The organism is Agrobacterium larrymoorei, from assembly GCF_030819275.1.
GTDB lineage: Bacteria > Pseudomonadota > Alphaproteobacteria > Rhizobiales > Rhizobiaceae > Agrobacterium > Agrobacterium larrymoorei_B.
In genome coordinates this window covers 2,414,134-2,431,170 of the sequence record NZ_JAUTBL010000002.1, presented here as the reverse complement: position 1 = coordinate 2,431,170, position 17,037 = coordinate 2,414,134, and the positions used below count along the sequence as shown (strand labels likewise).

Genomic DNA, 17,037 nt, shown 5'->3' with positions numbered 1-17,037 from the left:
CAAGGAGGGATTCGATGGACGCTGTTCAACCCGATGAAACCCCATCCCTCATTCGGCTTTTTGAGAGTGCTGAGCTTTCCGCTTTTCTTAGTGGGACGAGCCGGTATTTTCTGGAAACGCTTCCTGAAATTGGCCGGACAGATGCCGATGTGCGTGAGATGGGTGAGACCCTGCGCGACTGGGGACGGGAGGTTTCTGGTGCTGACGAAAGCGCGATTCACGCGCATTTTGCCCAAGCCTTCGAGGTGTATCTGCTGGAGGGTAAGGCGCCTTCAGTGGCTCTTCGCACTGTTTTCGAGCATTTCGCCGAGTGGCTTCTGCATGTCTATGGGGCGCTGCGCGGTCTTGACCTTTCGCTTTCGCCCGACATTCGCGACGTGCTTTTGCGGATGCTGGCAACACATGCGGCAATCGAAGAGGCGCGCGACGACATGTCTGCGGGCATGTTGTTCAAGGGTGGGAAGACGGCGCGGCTTTCTGCTGATGAGCACCGGCGTTTGCGTCGGCTTCATGAAGAGGCAGACGACGAGGCGCATCAAAAACTGCGGCGTCAGGTAATGAAGCCGATCTTTCTCGCGCGCCAGGACTGGTATCGCAAGGAGCGCGAGACGGTGAAGGAGATCTCGACGCGGACCTTGCAGGCCGTGCCGATCTACCAGGCGATTCAGGCATTGCGCTTCGGCATGGATTTTGAGGGCAAGCCGGTGGGGCGGATCAAGCTCGACCGGGCCGTTCTGGAGCGGGAATTTGGGTTGAAGCCGCTTTCTCCCGTTACGGATGCGAGCGAGGACGAGCTGGACCACGCCAATGCCTTTGCCGGACGTGACGGCATTCACCCCGATATTGCTGCTGGCATGTATGGGTTTGACAGTGGTTGGGCGTTTCTGCAGGCGCTGGTGCGGGCGCGGCCAATCGAACTTGCCATCGAGCTTCTGACCGAGCGGACGATGGTTGAGCGTCACGGCGATCTTTTGCTTGACGGCCGGTTGGAAGAAGAGGCGCTGAAGGCGCTGCATGGGGACAAGCGCCGGGCGTTTCTGCTGGCGGAGCTGAATGCGCTGAGCAAGCTTTCGGGCGGCGAGGCGATGACGCATCAGGAGGTGGAGGGGAATGTCCACCGGCTGTTCAGCGCGCTGAAAGTGTCCAGTGCGACGGATTCCGATCGCCACCTTGCGGCAGAGCGCAAGACGGCCGGTGAGGCGGCCAGCGCCTTTGCCAAGGACGATCTCAAAGAAGCGATGGAGGCGAAGCGGCGACAGCTGATGGCCTGCCATTTCTATATGGCGGCCTCTGCCAAGGCTGACGAACTTGAGGCCCTGATTGACCGCATGGCGACGCTGGATGCGACGGATGATGAGTGGGCAATGGATGCAGAGGCGGAAAACCGCGGGGCGGTGCGTGCGCTGGCCGCTGAATTTGGTTTGGCGAGCAAGCCTGCCCGTTTTGATATGGGCGGCTGGCTTGAGCAAATGAAGGAGGACGAACTTGTCCTATAATGCGCTTTCACAGGCAACTGAGGTTTATAACCGTGCCGATGCAAAGGTATTTGGCGATCTGACGGTTGCGGAATTCGATGCCGTTCACGATGCGATCGACAATGTGACGGAAGTTGGCCGGAGCGCGAGGCGTATCCAGATCGATGGCGAGTGGCAGGATCTGGACACTGTTCTTGGCTTGGTTCTGGCGGCTGTGGAGCAGCGTAGCGAGAGCCAGAACGCGGACTTGCGACGCAGACTGACGGCGCTTGGGGTGGGGGCCGTTATGCCGCTTTCTCTTGAGGCGGCGCAGCGGCCGGTTGAGCTTTGGGCACAGGATATGGATGGGGGCGAGGCAGGGATTTGTTCTCGCCTTATCGTCGCGCCGGTGCGGCAGGCATTTGAGCATTATGAAGAAGAAAAGGCCGCTTATCTTCGTTCGCTTCACGCCATTATCGAGCCGCGCACTGCGGAACTGCTGGGGCCGGCGATCGGTGCTCCGGAGCTTGGATTTACATTCGAGAACAAGGGGCAGCTGTTCCATGCGCTTCTGCACACCGGCAATGACAGCAATCAACGCAAGCTTCTGGCCGGGCGCGGGTGGCAGGCCGGATGGGAGCATTTTATCGCGCGGATGTGGCGCGAAGGCATTTTGACCAAAGCCGATTATGATGCGGCGCAGGCCATCTGGGATGTGATGGAGAGGCTGAAGCAAAAAGGGCAGGAGGCGCACCGCAAGATCTGCGGCTTCTCCTTCAGAGAGGTGATGCCTGCCGCCCTCAAGACGCCGTTTGGCACTTATGCCGGCGGCTTCGTGCCGGCTGTGTTTGAACGGGGCTTCGGCATTGCTAATCAGGAAGGGAGGAACCCGGCGGAGATGTTTCCGACGGTTGCCCCTGCCTTCACAGCGCAGGGGAAAGAGAATGACGCGCGGGCGCTGGTGCTGGAGTGTTCGATGCTTCCGGCGCATATGGATCAGCTTTTGCGGTTTATCCATATCGAGCCTGTCATACAGCAGATAGGGCGGATCGTTAACAGGCCGGAATTTTCGCTGGCGCTGGACGAGGTCTCGCCCGACATGATGGACAAGGTAATCGTGCCTTGGCTGCGCATGGTGCGGCAACCGGTGGCTGAGGTGCAGCCGACGACGGCGGAGGGGCGGGGGCTGTCTTATGTCATGCGGGCGATCCGTGGACGTGCGGGCGTTCGCAATATGATGCTCGACATCGTTAGCGCTACTGCATCGACGTGGGAGACATCCTCTGTCTTGGGCCAGATTTCCATGAACCGGCTGGAAGCTGCGATAATTCGCTTTGCCAATCAGGGCGAAGGGGCGGCCATGCGCGAGGAGGTGGCAAGGCTATCCCTCGTGATGAACTCGCGGATGAAGCGGAGCAGCCGGGATATGGAGGCGTGTATTCGGCGCGCGATCGCCAAGCCGGGTGATCTCGGATTGATCGCTGAGAAAAGCGTTCTCTATGGCGAGATTTTGCTGAAGGGGACCGGGGATGTTTTAGATCTGGTTCTCTGGCACGCGGCGTATGACCAGGCAATCGCTGAGGGCATCCTGCATAGAGAGGCTGTGGCGAAGGCGGACGCTCTTGTTGTCAGGCGCGATGATAAGGAGAACCACTGGGGAGAGAACGGCTCTACTTTTGCCCGCCTGTTCACGCTGTTTTACAGTTATTTCAACAGCCAGGCTGATCTTTCGGGCGGTAATCTTCAGCCGATCATGCAGAGCTACGGTTATGGAGGCGCGCCGCGTCTTTTTGCCGTCTATCTGGCAGGGGTTGCTATTCCGGCGGTGGTCGCTCAGGTGATCACTGCGGCTCCTGATAAGTTCTCGGATGGAGGGTCTATCGGCGAACTGGCAGGGCTTTTCTTCGGCGCGCACAGCGAACGAGGCACCGGGTTAGAGCCAATAGCCGAGCAGAATTTCAATGTCTTCACGGCGACGTGGAACGACGCGTTCGCAGCCCCCAGCAGATTGTCTCGCGCAGATGCGGTGGCGGGTGATGGATTGGCTGCGCTTGCCATGGTGCTGGGGATTTCTCGCGAGTTGTTGGTTCAGGCTGCGGGCCTTGGCGACGTCGACGTTGAGGCTGATCCGAACAGTGCTTTTGACACAGTTCCGACCGTGTCATCTGCTGCGGCGGCCGGTGGTGCGGCACAAAGCCAGCCTTATCGACCTGAAGTCCCTCTTCGAGATTGATTTCGATAGAGCCACTCGTGTGGTTTAGAATGTCAAGCGACGTTTAACTCGTCGGATTTCCGCATCGGGGTTTTCTGAAAACAGATTCTGATTTTCTAGCCGATGCTGTCGCGGAGCGACCGCCACGACTGGTTGCCCTGGCCTTGCCAGAACCACCAATCCCGACGTCCGAAACGATGGCGGAGATCCGGTACTCCCTACGCCGCAGCGATATTGGGCGAATCTATCCAATTTTATGCCCCACAAAACCCACACTGACAAGCGCCCTTCCGGCGCTTTTTTATGGAGTGAACAATGACGGTTTCAAGCGAAGTCAGCGTAGCCGGGCCGTTCTACGGCAACGGCACGACGAAGACTTTTCCTTACAGTTTCAAAATTCTCGATGCCAGGCATATCCGCGCCGTGCTGATTTTGGCATCGGGCGACGTGTCCGATCTTTCTCTCGACAATGGCGACTACAGCGTGACGGGCGTCGGCAGCGAGACTGGCGGCGACGTCGTCAAGGCAACACCGCTTCTCACCGGCCAGACCCTGACGTTGGTCCGCCGGCTGCCGTTGACGCAGGAGACCTCGCTCGAAAACCAGGGAGCCTATTATCCCGAAGTGGTAGAGCGCCGTCTGGACCAGATGGTGATGCAGATCCAGTCGGTGAAGGAGGCGACGGAACGATCGCTGACTGTCGAACCCGGCCAGGAAAAGCCTTCGATGACGCAGATTGCGGCGGCGCAGGGGTTTGCGCAGGGTGCGAAACAGAGCCGCGATGAGTCTGCCGGGTTCGCTACCGCGGCGGCCAGTAGCGCTTTAAATGCATCGGGATCGGCGGCGCTGGCAAGTCGCTGGGCAGGCGAGGCTGAAAACGTCCCTGTGGCGGGTGGGCTTTTCTCAGCGTTTCACTGGTACCGTAAAGCCTATGGGATTTATCAAACGGTCTCGCAGGGCTTTCTTGAAAAGGTCGGCGGCATTTTGACAGGGGATGTGCTTTTCGGGCCGGGAACCCATGGGAGTTACTCGAAGCTCCAATCCAACGGGGACGTTCAGCTAAACAGAAGTGACGGGACTGGCTTTTTAGGTTGGGCAGGTGGTAACCAATTTTTTGGTTGGGATGGTAATCGCTACACGTTCGGTCCAGCTGGCTATGTCAATATCTCTGGCGGTTCCCTGCGTGTAGAAGTTAGCGGAGGCAACGCCGCAATTTATCCCTCTACAGGCGACGTGAGCTTTTCCGCCTACATGGCAACCGAGTTTGGTGCAGGCATAAGTGAAGCTCTCCGGGGGTTCGTAAGCACCCAGCAAACGTGGGCGGGTAGCTCTGTCGTTGTCGTTGCTCACGGCAAGCCTTATATTCCAAAGGAAGTGATTGTAATCTTCGTCTGTAAAGTAGCCTTCGGCGGTTACGCTGTGGGCGACAGGCTTCCTATGCCAGCAAACACAGCAGCGCGCGACGAGAACTATGCTCAAGGGCAAGGTTACACTGTCAACGTGGACGCAACAAACATTAGGGTGAATTTTGGCTCCGATGGTATTCCCTATGTTAGTAAAGGCGGCGGGGGAGTAGGGAGATTTGGCCCTGGCAACTTTGATATCATTGTGATCGGGAGGCCCTAATGAAAAGATTCTATGTTGACGTGAACGGAAATTACCTCGACGGATACGACGACGCTGATCGCGGGAGGCCCGAAGAATTCGCCAACGCCGTAGAGGTGACGACAGCCCAGCGTTTCTATGTGGACGCGAACGGAAACTATCTTGGCTCCTTCGACGGACTCGATGAAGAGATGCCGGTAGATTTTCAAATCGGCATTGAAGTGCCTACCGCACCCCTAGATGGCCGGCAGATATGGAACGGCCAAAAGTGGCTTGAAGCTGCGCCAGCGGCTGAACTGCTCACCGCTGAGCTTGATCGCCGCCTGTCGTCTGGCTTCGATTGGACCTTTGAGGATGAACGCGGAACCCACCACTTCGGAACCGCGCCCTCCGATATGAACAGATGGATGCAGGAGGTAACGCCTCTTGCGCAAGCTGCTATAAATATGGGTGAGCCAAACCGGAAGATCGGAATCAAGACTGATACCGGCCCGACTTTCGTAACCGCTTCGGAATGGTGGCGTGTCCTTGATGCCGCCGCCACATGGCGCCAGCCTCTTTTTGCATCGTATTTCGCCCTGAAAGCGCTTCCTCAGATTCCCGCAGATTACGCCACGAACCCCTCCTACTGGCCGTAGCCGCTCCAAAGGAAAAATCAATGCTCATCACAAATTGGCAAGAGGTGCTGAAGCGCGCCTGGTCCGTCCGGTGGATCGTGCTCGCCGGTGTTCTCTCGGGGCTCGAAGTCTTCCTCCCCATTATTGATGGCAATGTCGATATTCCTCGTGGTCTGCTTGCCGCGCTCTCGGGTTTCGCAACATGTGCCGCCTTCATCTCCCGAATCCTCGTTCAGAAAGGTTCAACTGATTTTGATATACAAGATCGCGACAACGAAGCGCGGTAAGTCTGCCATCGCTGAACTGCATAAAAATTGACTAGTGGAGATCGAGGCAGTCTATAGGCGAATCAAGGTGATCCCTGAGCAGATCGAGGAACGGCACTCTTGATGCGATCAAGCATAATAATGACGCGCTGTCGAGGCAGACCTTATAGATGCGGTGCAGCCCGACGCTGTTGTCGATCTTCCCGATTTGAAATGTTCTGGGTCGTGGTAGTATCTAGCTTATACGCAGATCGTTCCGGTTATTACGATTTTTCTGACGCAAAGAACAACGAAAGCCTCCACATCATGTGCGATAACCTGCGTCTAAGAGATAACCGAGCGCGCGAAATTCTGCCAGACAGCTTCGATGTCTTCTTGCCTGTAGCGATAGTCGCAAACGCACTGCCGGTCGATCTACCTTCTCCGCCGATATGCCGAACGCCGCCGTTAGCGAGAACGACAGCGCGATAACCTTGCCGTTTAAGATAGATGCTAGTGCGTGCTTCACCCATTGCCGAGTATCCTCCCGGCATCATCTTATAATGCGAAAGTCTGCGTAGCCCGGGATTGAAGGTAAAGTTTCCCCATACATGGTGCGCTTTCGGGTCGATTGGTCTCATCGACACACCATTGAGTTCTTGGTACGGGCGTTTTTTCAGCCACGGAGGAGCGCCTGCATCACTCCTCGGCCACACGAGAGCTATAGAGGGGTCAGCCTCCATAAGCAAAACCGAGTTCCGAATAACATCCGGCTGGGAAAACTCCCAGTCATCTTCGCAGTGGAAAATAAACTCAGTGTCTACCATAGAATATGCCTTATCAATTGAGGCATATTGTCCCAAGCTTGGCGAATTTATAATTACTTCGATGTTGAGTTCTGGGAATTTATCAGCAACGGTTTTTACCGCGAGATTGCCCGAGTCCTCGATCAGGATAAGCCGCCTGATCGGGTAATCGTTGTGGGCAGTAAAGGACGAAAGCGTCCTCTCCAGCAAATCGAAGCGATTACAAGACGTCACAACCATAGTGACTGCAGCTGTTCCGCGGTTGTCCATATTAACTCCATTAACAGCTGACACGGCCGGGATTCTATAACTCTAAAGGCACTCCATAACCTCCGCTACCACAAATTTCCATATTTTCTTTCACAGCTGCAATCTTCAACTGGAGAGTACCAAGGCCAATCCAAAAATAGATGCGCTAGTCAAAATGGCGATCTTTTGACAGGTAGATACTCCTTTCCAATTCTTGTCATATGCGTACCAGTCCGTGTCGTAATCGTAATAGGGTTTCTCAACGTCTAAAACATATCGGAGCCACGTTATGAAGTTGCGCATCGTTGCTATTCCTCTCGTTCTATATGCGGGTATGCGGATTCACCTCCTATAATTCATTATTTTCTAATATAAAGAAAACTCATTCCCACCTGATCAGCTTGGCATTAAGTTAAGAAAGTTCCTTCTGCCTGATTCCCGAAGCTGGGTTTGTTGACGTCTCACGCGCTCGCCTATGCCTATTATCCGGCCAATATGTGATCGTGTAAGCTACAACACGCTATTGGACTCAATCAGTAGTCGATAGTTATCGTATCAAGACATAACGCGAAATATGTAAGCTTCTCACGTGCTCATGACGCACTGTGGCAGGTGCTGAAGCGCGCCTGGTCCATTCGATGGATCGTGCTCGCCGGTCTGTTTTCTGGTCTGGAAGTCGCTCTCCCCCTCATCGACGGCTATCTCGATATCCCTCGCGGCCTGTTCGCCGCCCTCTCCGGAGCCGCGACCTGCGCGGCCTTTATTTCCCGAATACTCGTCCAGAAAGGAATAATCGATGCCGATAAACAAGATCGCGCCGACGAGGCGCGGTAAGGCGGCCGTTGCTGGTGTCTTAGCCGCGATCGCAGCCGGTGGATATGCCGCTTATGACCGTTACGCTGTTGCCGGGAGGATGCACCCTGCCGTCATTTTGGCCGTGGAGAAGGCCATCATTCCCTGGGAAGGGCTGGTGTTGACGTCCCATTGGGATCCGTTCGCGAAGATCTGGGACATTTGTTATGGCGAGACGCAGGGCATTGGCCCTGGCATGACGAAGACGAAGGCGCAGTGTCGCGATATGCTCTTGCGCCGCGTGCATGATGATTATTATCAGCCGATCATGCAGTGTTCGCCGAAGCTTGCGGCTGCACCTGTCAGCGTTCGCGCGTCGATGATTTCGGGATCCTATAATTTTGGTGTCGGGGCCTGGTGCCGGTCGACGGCGAAGGCTCGGATTGAGGCTGGGCAGTGGCGGGCGGCGTGTGAGGCGCAGACGGCGTTTAATCGGGCGGGTGGGCGCATCGTGCGCGGGCTCGTCAATCGCCGTGAGATGGGGGACGCGCAGCGTGTCGGTGAAGCCGAGCTTTGTGTGAGCGGCCTATGAGTATGCTTTTCCCGACTTCGCTTTTGGGGCGCATTGCAACGCTCATCATCGCCGTCTTGCTTGTCTTCGGCGGCTTTCTGCTGTGGCTTTCCTCGCATGATGCGGCACTGCTGAAAGGGTATGTGCTGCTTTCGGAAAAGACTGCTGCCGAAGCCAGGGCGGCGGAGCTTGAGCGGCAGCGCAATGCGGCGGCACAGGCGCTGGAGGATTACCGGAAGCGCGCGGTGGCCGACGCTCTCACGCAACAGAAACGCCAGGCTGAACTCGAAGAGGCGATCCGCAATGACAATCAGACAATGGATGATGGCGATTACCGCTGGAGCGATGCTGACCGTCTCTGGCTGTGCCAGCAAAGAGGCGCGGCTGATTGCCGCCGCTGATGCGAAGGGCAGGATGGCTGCCGGTGTGCGCCTGCCGGATCTGCCTGAGGAATGCCGCCAGCCGATGGAGCGGGTGATCCCGAAATACGGGGTCGAGAAGCCGCGCAATACACAGTTGCGTTGGGAGGTTGCCGCCGATCTCACCGACAGGCGCATAGGGCGCTGCGCATCATTCTACGACGGTGTGAAGACGCGCTTCGACGTGACGAAGCCGCAAGCTGCGCAACGAAGCATCAGGCAATGACAGGACTTGAAGAGATGAATGACCACGAAGCCCACCGCGCCTATAGCGATGCTGCCACGGCGCAGCTCGGCGAGCGCGTGACCAATCTCGGGCGCCGGCAAAGCGATCTTGAAACCGAGATGCGCTCCGGTTTCAAGCAGGTGGAAAACACCATGTCGGCGATCGCCAATGAGATGCGCACGTCGATCTCGGGCCTGTCCGCCAGCCTTGCGGAGCGCAGCCGCACGCAATGGCCGGTCGTCTGGTCGGCGGTCGGCGTATCCTTCACAATCTTGGCGGCGCTGAGCGCCTTCGTCTATGGCACGCTAAGCAAGGATCAGAGCCGGCTCGATTCCGCGATCCTGAAGAACTCCGAGCTGGCGCAGACGGCAGTCGCGAAGCTGGCGGACACCACACAGCAGAGCATCATTGCGATGACGGAGCGGATGGTGACGCGGCAGGAGATGGAGTGGCGTCAGCAGCGAAGCTCCGAAGACAGGATCCGTATGGAAGCCGAGATCAAGGATTTGCGCGATGCGCAGGTTCCCCGGCCCGAACTGGATCGCGCTTTTGCCGGATATGATCAACGCTTCCAAGACCAGCAGCGCCAGATTGACGAGCAAAGGCGGCAAACAGGAGCGACCGAACTGCCTGCGCGATGATCCTTTGCGCGTCGTCGCGCCGACGCGGGCCGCTTATGTCTTCTCCGAGGACCGCAAGTAGTGATGCGCACCGAATGCGATGGCGGCGATGACGGCAAGGGCAGGAATGATGGCGATGGCCATGTGGTGGCCAAGCCCGAGCCTTCCGATCAGAGTCTCGATTGCCTGCCCCAGTCCATAGCCAACGGCGGTGATGAGAGTGCCCCAGGTGGCGGCGGAGACCAGGTTGATGGCAAAGAAGCGAAGCGGCGAAATGGAAGAAAGTCCGATTGCGACCGGGCTGATCGTGCGAATGCCGTAGACGAAGCGGAAAAAGAAGATAAAGGCGTTTGGGTGCTTTTCGAGCCATGAGGTAACCCGCGTCATGGCGGGTTTTGCGGTCAGGCGTTTGACGGCGTTGATGCCGCTGGCATAGCGCCCGAGATAAAAAAGAATTTGATCCGCCAGGAATGAGCCCAGCGCGGCGGCAACGGCCACCTGCCAGTATGGAAACATGCCTTTGTGGGCAAGCACGCCGCCCAGGAATGCCACGGTCTCTCCCTCGACCCCGGAGCCAATCAATACGGCCGCGATGCCGTAATCGGTGACGAATTGTTCAAAAGCCATGATGTCTTCCAGATGATCGACCGGTTGTAAGACTGTCATGGGGCATAATTGGTTGCCGTCAAGTATTGATCATACCGAATTCCTATATGGACCGTGTGATTTGGTCGTCGCAAGATCTGGAACGCGGTCGTTGCCGTAAGCTGGAGAAGGATCAGAGGCGCTTCAATGCCGAAACAGCGCAAGAAATCCGAACTGCCGTCCAAGATATGCCCCGTCTGCGGGCGTCCCTTCGTCTGGCGGAAGAAATGGGCGAAAGACTGGGATCATGTGAAATTCTGCTCCCAACGATGCCGCGAATCGAAGTGAGGATGCGCTTCCGATGTCTATGCGAGGATGACCGGTTTTCGTCTACGGAACGAAGACGTGCCCTGCCTCTTGAAGCGAACGTGCTGCTTTGTCCCAGTCTTTCTCCGGCACGAGAATATGCTCGCCGTCAAATGTGCATAGCACGAAGACGCCAATACCTTGTTCGGAGATCGGCTGAATCAGCGATTGGAGAATACCTGTCGCATTAAACGGGATCGGGCCGAGGCTGCGCAAGCAGCGCCAGTTTGGTTCGACTTCGACGGTCGTTGGTACACGGTTCTGCAGGCAGACGAGGGTGAGTTCGTCGTCGCTTCTGACCATGGCGGAAAAGCCGGGGCCGTCAAACCAGGCAGGCAAGGCGGCATCGGGCGAAAGGCGCGCGACGCTGAAGACGCCCGGAACCGTCCGTAGGTTTATCGCGTGCGACATGGCGCCTTCTCCGTCACGGTTTGGTTTCAGTGTCGATCAAGGTTGTCGGGCGAACCGCACAATGGGCGACGCATTTTTCGATCTGCGAGAAATCCGTCAGGCCGCACCAGAACACCTTCCATCGCTCCTGTTTGAAACAGCCATCGGACTGGGCGTAGTAGAATATGTTGACCTGATTGTTGTGGCGGGAGCGCCAGAAGAGTTGCGGTGTCTCCTCACGCATCACCTTCCAGACCGCACGGCCGAGGCCTTCTCCTTGCGCTTCGTCCAGCACGGCGAACTTGTCGAGATAGGGAACGCCATCCTCTTCCGTCAGAATGATGGCGGCGCGGTAGTGCTCGCTGATGTAGGCGCGCAGCAGCCGGGTGCGCTCAAAATAATCGTCGACGACGCGTCGTCCGAAACTCGATTCAATCAGCGCCCGCAAACGGGTCAGGTCGAGTTCTTCCCATGAGGTGGCGCGCAGCACCCGTTCACCACGGCGGATCAGCGTGCCGGAGCCCTTATGGGTGAACAGCTCTTGCGCCAGGTTGGCCGGGTTGGTGATCGAGATCGAGGATTCCATCGGCAAGCCATCGAGCAATTGCTTCATCCGCTCGATCTTGAAGGTGAAGCCGCTGTCCGAATAGGCCTTATCGGCGAACTGGTCGTATTCTGTGGAGAGGTTGATCGAGTCGATCCTGCGACCATTGTCATGGCGCAAGCCGCCAAAGCTTGTGAGAAAGATCACCTTGAAGGGCTGCAGCGCGCGCACCAGCTCGTTGGTCGCGTCATCGCTGCCGATCTCTATTGTCTGGCCGGATGGGGTTTCGCCAACACTGCCGATGACAGGGATCGATCCTGCATCGAGACTGGCTTCGATCGGCGCCAATCTCACTGCGCTGACCGTTGCGAGGCGGGAGCTGGCATTGCTTGTCGGAACGTCTGCTGCAAACACGCCTGCCGTGATCGAGGTGGCGCGCGTGCCTTGTTCTTGCAGCAATTGAACGAGCTTCAGGTTGAGGCCATCAAACGTCTCGCGATCGGCGGTCTCTTGTGGCTTGCCTGCGGCGCTGGCTGCCCTCTCATGCGCGGCGCTCTCATCCTCTGCCCCAGAACTACGTCCCAACAGAACAATCGGCGTCAGCCCCACTTGCTGCAGAAACGACAGCGATGAGGCGGTGGCCTCTGCCTCCTGCGCATCGCGCAAGATGGCGCCATCGATGTTGACGAGCGCGAAGCGCTTGGCATCGAGCTGGGAGAAGCGCTTCAGATACTGGTCGATCTCCTTGGCGCTTGCCATGGTGGAGAGGAGACGCACGATTGTCTGGCGGGTGTCGCTTTGCATTCTAGGCACGGTCGTTGACAGTCTCGGACGATGAAATGGGCCTTCACCCATAGGACCAAGATTGGTCTTTTCCAAATCATATCGACCACAAGGGTGAAAAAGAGGCCGCACTCTCCCTCAAACAAAATCTCGCGCCTCGCCCCCGGGAGGGTAGGCGAGACGCGAGAGACCGCAGCAAAGGGCTGCAGCCGGCAGATCAGAGGTTGGCGAGAAGTTCGTTGACGCGGCTTTCCATATCGGCGAGCGCAGAATCGACGTCCTTCTGGCCGGTGATGGCCGCACTCATTTCCTCGCCGACAATGTCCTGAATGGCGAACTGGCGCTGGACGGCAGAGGGCAGCGGCTTGCCAAGCGTGGCGATCGGCGCAATCGTGTCGCGATGCGGCAGCGCCTTGAACTCGGCGGATTCGATGACCGCCTTGTAAGCCGGCAGGTGACCGGTGCGCGACCATTCGAAATCATTATCGGCAAAGAATTTCAGGAACTTGGCAATCGCCGCTTCCTGCTCCGGCGTGCGCTCCTTCTTGGAAACCGCCCAGCTGTGGCCATCGGCATATTGCGCCTTGGCGCCAGGGAAGAGCTGCGGATAGGGATAGACCGCATAACCGCCCTTGTTCAGCGCAGTGCCCGGCTTTTCAGATTGGGCATTGTAGTCGCCGACCATCCAGGTGCCGTTCAGGTGTACGCCGCCTTCACCGCCGAGGAACGCGTTGATGGAGCCGCCGTAATCGAGGTCCTTCGTCGTGTCGTCCTTTTCAAAGATGGTCTTGTACATCTCCACGATCTTGCGTGCTTCCGGCGTGTTGAACTTCACCTTCTTCGGATCGGCGAAGAAATCGGAATTCTGCTGGAACAGGTAGGTGTAGAGATTGCGGGCATAAAGCGCCGTCTCGTTGGCAAGGTTCTGGACGAAATAGGGCTTGCCGGTTTTCTGCTTGAACTGCTCGGCCTGGGCCAGCAACTCTTCCGGTGATTTCGGCAGGATCGGCGTGCCATCGGGATTGACGAGGCCTGCGGTTTTGAAGAGGTCCATGTTGATGTGGTAGAGCATGGTCCAGTTGTCGATCGGCAGGCCGTAGATCTTGCCGTTCTTGGTCACGCCTTCCTTGGCAGCGTCGGTGAATTTGTCCGGCGTCACGCCCACCGTCTTCAACATGTCGTCGAGCGGGACCAGCAGGTCCTTGGACTGATAGTCGGACAGGACGGATTCATGGATCGTGACGATGTCCGGTGCATCGCCCGAGGCGAACTGCGCCGTCAGCTGGTCGTAGCCCGGCCATTCCACCGTCGTGACATTGATCTTGATATCGGGATTGTCGGCGGCGAATTTGTTGATCATCGATGTGATGATGCCGCATTCGCCCACCGCCTTGCTGACATCGGTGTTCTTGCCGAAATCTGCGTCGCAGGCGCCAAAGAAGCGCTGCACCTGCAACTCGGTCTCGGCGAGGCTTGGTGATGCGACCAGAACCGCGGCTGCGGATATGGTGGCGAGAAACAGTGTCCTCAAAGTCATGATAGTCTCCTCCTCCTCAGGTTTCGCCGTCGCTGGGCGAGCGGCGTCTTTTCCTCATTCGTTCAGGCCTAGCATTTGGCCTCAAACGTCATGCATCACCGCACCGCCGCGCCAGATACGGCGGTGACGATATATTTCTGGAAAAACAGATAGATGATCAGGATCGGTGCGCCGGCGAACACCGCCTGCGCCATCAGGAAGCCGATGCCCTGCGATTGTGCGAAGTTCATCTGCGTCGAGGCGATGCCGACGGTGAGCGTGAACATCTCCTTCTTCGTGGCGGATATCAGCGGCCAGAAGTAATCGTTCCAGGCGCCGAGAAAGGTGAAGATGCCAAGCGTCGCCTGGGCCGGGACGGTGAGTGGCAGAAGCACCTTCCAGAAAACGCGGAAGCGGCTGGCATTGTCGAGGATCGCGGCTTCATCCAACTCCTTCGGAATGGCGCGGAAATATTGCGTCATCAGGAACACGCCGAAGGCGGACGACAGACCGGGCAGGATCAGGCCCGGATAGGAATTGTGCAGGCCAAGCCAGCTGAAAATCTGATGGCGGGCAATCAGCACCGCCTGTTCCGGCACGGCAAGACCCAGAAGCACCAGAACGAACAGCACGTCGCGACCGGGAAAGTTCAGTCGGGCGAAGCCATAACCCGCAAGTGATGACAGGATCAACGTCATGATCGTCATGCCGCCGGCCACCACGATGCTGTTGAACACCCAAAGAAACACGCTCGATGTGCCGATGGTGTCGATATAGTTCTTGATCGTATAGGGCAGCTGGAAGACCGAATGCGGATCGACCATCAGCGCGTTGTTGTCCTTCAAAGACAGCGCGATGACGTAAAGGACGGGGGCTGCCATGACGATCGCCAGAAGGATGACGAGGCCATAGAGCACGCGGTCGCCGAAGGATCTGCCGATGATGTTGGAGTTCTGCGATGCCATCACACATCTGCCTTTCTGCGGGACATCAGGAATTGCACCATGGCCGCGACCAGGATCAGCACGAACAGGATTTCGGATGCGGCGGCACCGAGGCCGAGATCCCAGCGGCGGAAGGCCGTCTCGTAGATGTAGAAGACGATCGGCTTGGTGAGGTTGTTCGGCCCACCGCGCGTCATCAGCAACGCCTGGCCGAAGAGCTGGAACTGAAAGACGATCTGGATGATGACGACCAGCACGAAGGTGCGCTTGATCGAGGGCAGGGTGATGGACCGGAGCGTCTGCCAGCGATTGGCATTGTCGAGTGCGGCGGCCTCATAAATATCCTGCGGGATCTGTTGAAGTGCGGAGAGAAACAGCATCATCGGCAGGCCGATGCACCACCAGACCGTGGCAATCGCAATGCCGATCATCGCAAGGCTCGGGTCCGACAGGAAGGCAGGGGCGCGTGCGCCGAACAGGCCGAAGATCATCGACAGAAGCCCGATATCGGGAATGTAGACGATGCGCCAGATCAGCGTGACGATGGTGACGGACAAGACCGAGGACGAGAAGAACAGACCCCGGAGGACGGCGGCACTGCGTGTGCGCCGGTTGAGGCAAAGCGCCAGAAACAGGCCGAGCAGGGCCAGCGATGGAACCGTCAGCAGCACGAAGTAGAAGGTGTTCCAGATCGACTGCAGGAAGATCCTGTCATTGAACAGCCGAACGTAATTGCCGAAACCGATAAAGGGGCCGGAGGAAAACGTATCCGCCTTGTGGAAGGACAGCCAGATGCCCCAGAACAGCGGCACGACAAGCAGCGTGACGAAGAAGACGAGATAGGGCGCGACGAAGAGGAAGTTTCGCCATTGCGGCGCATAGATATCGACGCTCTTCGCACGCTTGACCGAGGCTGTGCCTGGACCTTGATGGGCGGTGGTGGCGGTCAGTGGTTCAGCCATGACCCACCTCCCGCGCGTGCCAGGCGCGGCCCGACGCATCGAAAAGATGCGCCTTGGTGCTGTCGAAGGAGAGACCGACGCGGTCGCCGACCGAAACGCGGCTATCTCCACTATCGGAGCCGACAAGCTGCTGACCATCGGCAAGGCGCACATAGACCAGCGTGCGTTCACCCAGCCGCTCCACCACATCCACCACGCCGTCTGCCGTGCCGCTGCCGGGCGCTGTGATGCGCACGTCTTCCGAGCGCAGGCCAAGTTCGAATGCGCCGGGCGTGATGCCGGTGGCCGGAATGGCGGTCGCCATCTTGATGCCCGAAGCCGTCTCGACGGTGACGACGCCGGCATCCGTGCCGATCGTGACCGGCAGGAAGTTCATCGCCGGCGCACCGACGAAGCCGGCGACGAAGCGGCTTGTGGGACGGTTATAGATCTCCATTGGCGTGCCGATCTGTTCGATCTGCCGATTGTTCATGACGACGATCCGATCCGCCAGCGTCATCGCCTCGATCTGGTCATGGGTGACGAAGATCATCGTCGACTTCAGCCGCTGATGCAGCTGTGCCAGTTCGATGCGGGTGCGGGTCCGCAGTGCCGCATCGAGGTTGGACAATGGCTCGTCGAAGAGAAAGGCTTTCGGCTCCTTCACCACGGCACGACCGATGGCGACACGCTGCCGCTGGCCGCCGGACAATTGCCCGGGCTTGCGCTCCAGCAGATGGCCGATTTCCAGCATGCGTGCGGCCTCAGCAATGCGCGCATCGATGACGGAGCGCTCGACGGCGATGTTCTTCAGCCCAAATGCCATGTTGTCGCGCACCGTCATATGCGGATAGAGCGCATAGGACTGGAAGACCATGGCGACGCCGCGCTTGCCGGGCGGCTGATCGTCGATGCGCTCGCCATTGATGTGGATTTCTCCGTCATCGACACTTTCGAGCCCCGCAATCATGCGCAAAAGCGTAGACTTTCCGCAGCCGGATGGCCCGAGGAACACGACGAATTCATGCGCCGGAATGGAGAGCGACAGTCCTTCAAAAACCGTCAGCCCGCCGAAGTGCTTGCTCACATTGTTGATATCGATACTTGCCGTCATAGTGTCTCCTCCCGTGACCCGTATGGCGATGTCGCAAG

19 protein-coding genes are annotated in these 17,037 nt (G+C 57.9%); 11 read left to right on the top strand and 8 right to left on the bottom strand.

Going from position 1 to position 17,037, the window contains the following annotated elements:
* The first annotated feature begins 14 nt into the window (after positions 1-14).
* The 5 genes from QE408_RS20425 (at position 15) to QE408_RS20405 (ending at position 6,175) form a co-directional block, all read left to right on the top strand.
* Positions 15-1,496, top strand: a complete 1,482-nt coding sequence (locus QE408_RS20425; protein WP_306934310.1) for a hypothetical protein — start codon at positions 15-17, stop codon at positions 1,494-1,496.
* Positions 1,486-3,687, top strand: coding sequence for a hypothetical protein (locus QE408_RS20420; protein WP_306934308.1), 2,202 nt, complete (start codon positions 1,486-1,488; stop codon positions 3,685-3,687). Before QE408_RS20425 ends, QE408_RS20420 begins: the two co-directional genes overlap by 11 nt.
* Positions 3,688-3,981: 294 nt before the next feature.
* The gene (locus QE408_RS20415) at positions 3,982-5,292 is read left to right on the top strand and encodes a hypothetical protein (protein ID WP_306934306.1); all 1,311 of its coding nucleotides are present in this window, start codon (positions 3,982-3,984) and stop codon (positions 5,290-5,292) included.
* Positions 5,292-5,909 (top strand): hypothetical protein, encoded by a 618-nt coding sequence (locus QE408_RS20410; RefSeq protein ID WP_306934304.1) that lies wholly within the window; start codon positions 5,292-5,294, stop codon positions 5,907-5,909. Before QE408_RS20415 ends, QE408_RS20410 begins: the two co-directional genes overlap by 1 nt.
* Positions 5,910-5,929: 20 nt before the next feature.
* The gene (locus tag QE408_RS20405; RefSeq protein ID WP_306934302.1) at positions 5,930-6,175 is read left to right on the top strand and encodes a DUF7940 domain-containing protein; all 246 of its coding nucleotides are present in this window, start codon (positions 5,930-5,932) and stop codon (positions 6,173-6,175) included.
* Between the two features lie 242 nt (positions 6,176-6,417).
* Here QE408_RS20405 and QE408_RS20400 read toward each other — a convergent pair whose 3' ends face one another.
* Positions 6,418-7,209: a glycosyltransferase family A protein gene (locus QE408_RS20400; RefSeq protein WP_306934300.1), complete on the bottom strand. Its 792-nt coding sequence runs from the start codon at positions 7,207-7,209 to the stop codon at positions 6,418-6,420.
* Between the two features lie 591 nt (positions 7,210-7,800).
* Here QE408_RS20400 and QE408_RS20395 point away from each other — a divergent pair.
* Genes QE408_RS20395 through QE408_RS20375 form a run of 5 tightly spaced genes read left to right on the top strand, consistent with a single transcriptional unit; the run spans position 7,801 to position 9,837 of the window.
* Positions 7,801-8,022 (top strand): DUF7940 domain-containing protein, encoded by a 222-nt coding sequence (locus QE408_RS20395; RefSeq protein ID WP_306934298.1) that lies wholly within the window; start codon positions 7,801-7,803, stop codon positions 8,020-8,022.
* Positions 7,985-8,572, top strand: a complete 588-nt coding sequence (locus tag QE408_RS20390; RefSeq protein WP_306934296.1) for a lysozyme — start codon at positions 7,985-7,987, stop codon at positions 8,570-8,572. The genes QE408_RS20395 and QE408_RS20390 overlap by 38 nt, the downstream gene beginning before the upstream one ends.
* Positions 8,569-8,952 (top strand): hypothetical protein, encoded by a 384-nt coding sequence (locus QE408_RS20385; RefSeq protein WP_306934293.1) that lies wholly within the window; start codon positions 8,569-8,571, stop codon positions 8,950-8,952. The genes QE408_RS20390 and QE408_RS20385 overlap by 4 nt, the downstream gene beginning before the upstream one ends.
* Complete coding sequence (locus tag QE408_RS20380; protein WP_306934291.1) at positions 8,855-9,196, top strand: hypothetical protein; 342 nt, start codon at positions 8,855-8,857, stop codon at positions 9,194-9,196. The genes QE408_RS20385 and QE408_RS20380 overlap by 98 nt, the downstream gene beginning before the upstream one ends.
* 14 nt (positions 9,197-9,210) lie before the next feature.
* On the top strand, positions 9,211-9,837 hold the full coding sequence (locus QE408_RS20375) for a hypothetical protein (protein WP_306934289.1): 627 nt from the start codon (positions 9,211-9,213) through the stop codon (positions 9,835-9,837).
* A gap of 33 nt (positions 9,838-9,870) precedes the next feature.
* On the opposite strand, the gene QE408_RS20370 is transcribed toward QE408_RS20375, so the two are convergent.
* Positions 9,871-10,443 (bottom strand): DedA family protein, encoded by a 573-nt coding sequence (locus QE408_RS20370; protein WP_306934288.1) that lies wholly within the window; start codon positions 10,441-10,443, stop codon positions 9,871-9,873.
* Between the two features lie 165 nt (positions 10,444-10,608).
* Between QE408_RS20370 and QE408_RS20365 the strand changes: the two genes are divergently transcribed.
* Complete coding sequence (locus tag QE408_RS20365) at positions 10,609-10,749, top strand: DUF2256 domain-containing protein (protein ID WP_306934287.1); 141 nt, start codon at positions 10,609-10,611, stop codon at positions 10,747-10,749.
* A 42-nt stretch (positions 10,750-10,791) separates the two neighbouring features.
* On the opposite strand, the gene QE408_RS20360 is transcribed toward QE408_RS20365, so the two are convergent.
* From QE408_RS20360 to QE408_RS20335, 6 genes are all read right to left on the bottom strand, one after another.
* On the bottom strand, positions 10,792-11,178 hold the full coding sequence (locus QE408_RS20360) for an ACT domain-containing protein (protein ID WP_306934286.1): 387 nt from the start codon (positions 11,176-11,178) through the stop codon (positions 10,792-10,794).
* Between the two features lie 13 nt (positions 11,179-11,191).
* Positions 11,192-12,505 (bottom strand): acetylglutamate kinase, encoded by a 1,314-nt coding sequence (locus tag QE408_RS20355; protein ID WP_306934285.1) that lies wholly within the window; start codon positions 12,503-12,505, stop codon positions 11,192-11,194.
* Positions 12,506-12,701: 196 nt separating this feature from the next.
* Positions 12,702-14,021, bottom strand: coding sequence for an ABC transporter substrate-binding protein (locus tag QE408_RS20350; RefSeq protein WP_306934284.1), 1,320 nt, complete (start codon positions 14,019-14,021; stop codon positions 12,702-12,704).
* Positions 14,022-14,116: 95 nt separating this feature from the next.
* Positions 14,117-14,965, bottom strand: a complete 849-nt coding sequence (locus QE408_RS20345; RefSeq protein WP_062427872.1) for a carbohydrate ABC transporter permease — start codon at positions 14,963-14,965, stop codon at positions 14,117-14,119.
* The gene (locus tag QE408_RS20340) at positions 14,965-15,906 is read right to left on the bottom strand and encodes a carbohydrate ABC transporter permease (RefSeq protein ID WP_306934279.1); all 942 of its coding nucleotides are present in this window, start codon (positions 15,904-15,906) and stop codon (positions 14,965-14,967) included. The genes QE408_RS20345 and QE408_RS20340 overlap by 1 nt, the downstream gene beginning before the upstream one ends.
* Positions 15,899-16,999 (bottom strand): ABC transporter ATP-binding protein, encoded by a 1,101-nt coding sequence (locus tag QE408_RS20335; RefSeq protein ID WP_306934277.1) that lies wholly within the window; start codon positions 16,997-16,999, stop codon positions 15,899-15,901. The genes QE408_RS20340 and QE408_RS20335 overlap by 8 nt, the downstream gene beginning before the upstream one ends.
* Between the last annotated feature and the right edge of the window lie 38 nt (positions 17,000-17,037).

Excerpts from the sequence above, each read along its gene's own strand:
- QE408_RS20425 (WP_306934310.1), top strand. The coding sequence starts at position 15 with ATGGACGCTGTTCAACCCGATGAAACCCCATCCCTCATTCGGCTTTTT.
- QE408_RS20415 (WP_306934306.1), top strand. The coding sequence starts at position 3,982 with ATGACGGTTTCAAGCGAAGTCAGCGTAGCCGGGCCGTTCTACGGCAAC.
- QE408_RS20410 (WP_306934304.1), top strand. The coding sequence starts at position 5,292 with ATGAAAAGATTCTATGTTGACGTGAACGGAAATTACCTCGACGGATAC.
- QE408_RS20405 (WP_306934302.1), top strand. The coding sequence starts at position 5,930 with ATGCTCATCACAAATTGGCAAGAGGTGCTGAAGCGCGCCTGGTCCGTC.
- QE408_RS20400 (WP_306934300.1), bottom strand. The coding sequence starts at position 7,209 with ATGGACAACCGCGGAACAGCTGCAGTCACTATGGTTGTGACGTCTTGT.
- QE408_RS20390 (WP_306934296.1), top strand. The coding sequence starts at position 7,985 with ATGCCGATAAACAAGATCGCGCCGACGAGGCGCGGTAAGGCGGCCGTT.
- QE408_RS20385 (WP_306934293.1), top strand. The coding sequence starts at position 8,569 with ATGAGTATGCTTTTCCCGACTTCGCTTTTGGGGCGCATTGCAACGCTC.
- QE408_RS20380 (WP_306934291.1), top strand. The coding sequence starts at position 8,855 with ATGACAATCAGACAATGGATGATGGCGATTACCGCTGGAGCGATGCTG.
- QE408_RS20375 (WP_306934289.1), top strand. The coding sequence starts at position 9,211 with ATGAATGACCACGAAGCCCACCGCGCCTATAGCGATGCTGCCACGGCG.
- QE408_RS20370 (WP_306934288.1), bottom strand. The coding sequence starts at position 10,443 with ATGGCTTTTGAACAATTCGTCACCGATTACGGCATCGCGGCCGTATTG.
- QE408_RS20365 (WP_306934287.1), top strand. The coding sequence starts at position 10,609 with ATGCCGAAACAGCGCAAGAAATCCGAACTGCCGTCCAAGATATGCCCC.
- QE408_RS20360 (WP_306934286.1), bottom strand. The coding sequence starts at position 11,178 with ATGTCGCACGCGATAAACCTACGGACGGTTCCGGGCGTCTTCAGCGTC.
- QE408_RS20355 (WP_306934285.1), bottom strand. The coding sequence starts at position 12,505 with ATGCAAAGCGACACCCGCCAGACAATCGTGCGTCTCCTCTCCACCATG.
- QE408_RS20350 (WP_306934284.1), bottom strand. The coding sequence starts at position 14,021 with ATGACTTTGAGGACACTGTTTCTCGCCACCATATCCGCAGCCGCGGTT.
- QE408_RS20345 (WP_062427872.1), bottom strand. The coding sequence starts at position 14,965 with ATGGCATCGCAGAACTCCAACATCATCGGCAGATCCTTCGGCGACCGC.
- QE408_RS20340 (WP_306934279.1), bottom strand. The coding sequence starts at position 15,906 with ATGGCTGAACCACTGACCGCCACCACCGCCCATCAAGGTCCAGGCACA.
- QE408_RS20335 (WP_306934277.1), bottom strand. The coding sequence starts at position 16,999 with ATGACGGCAAGTATCGATATCAACAATGTGAGCAAGCACTTCGGCGGG.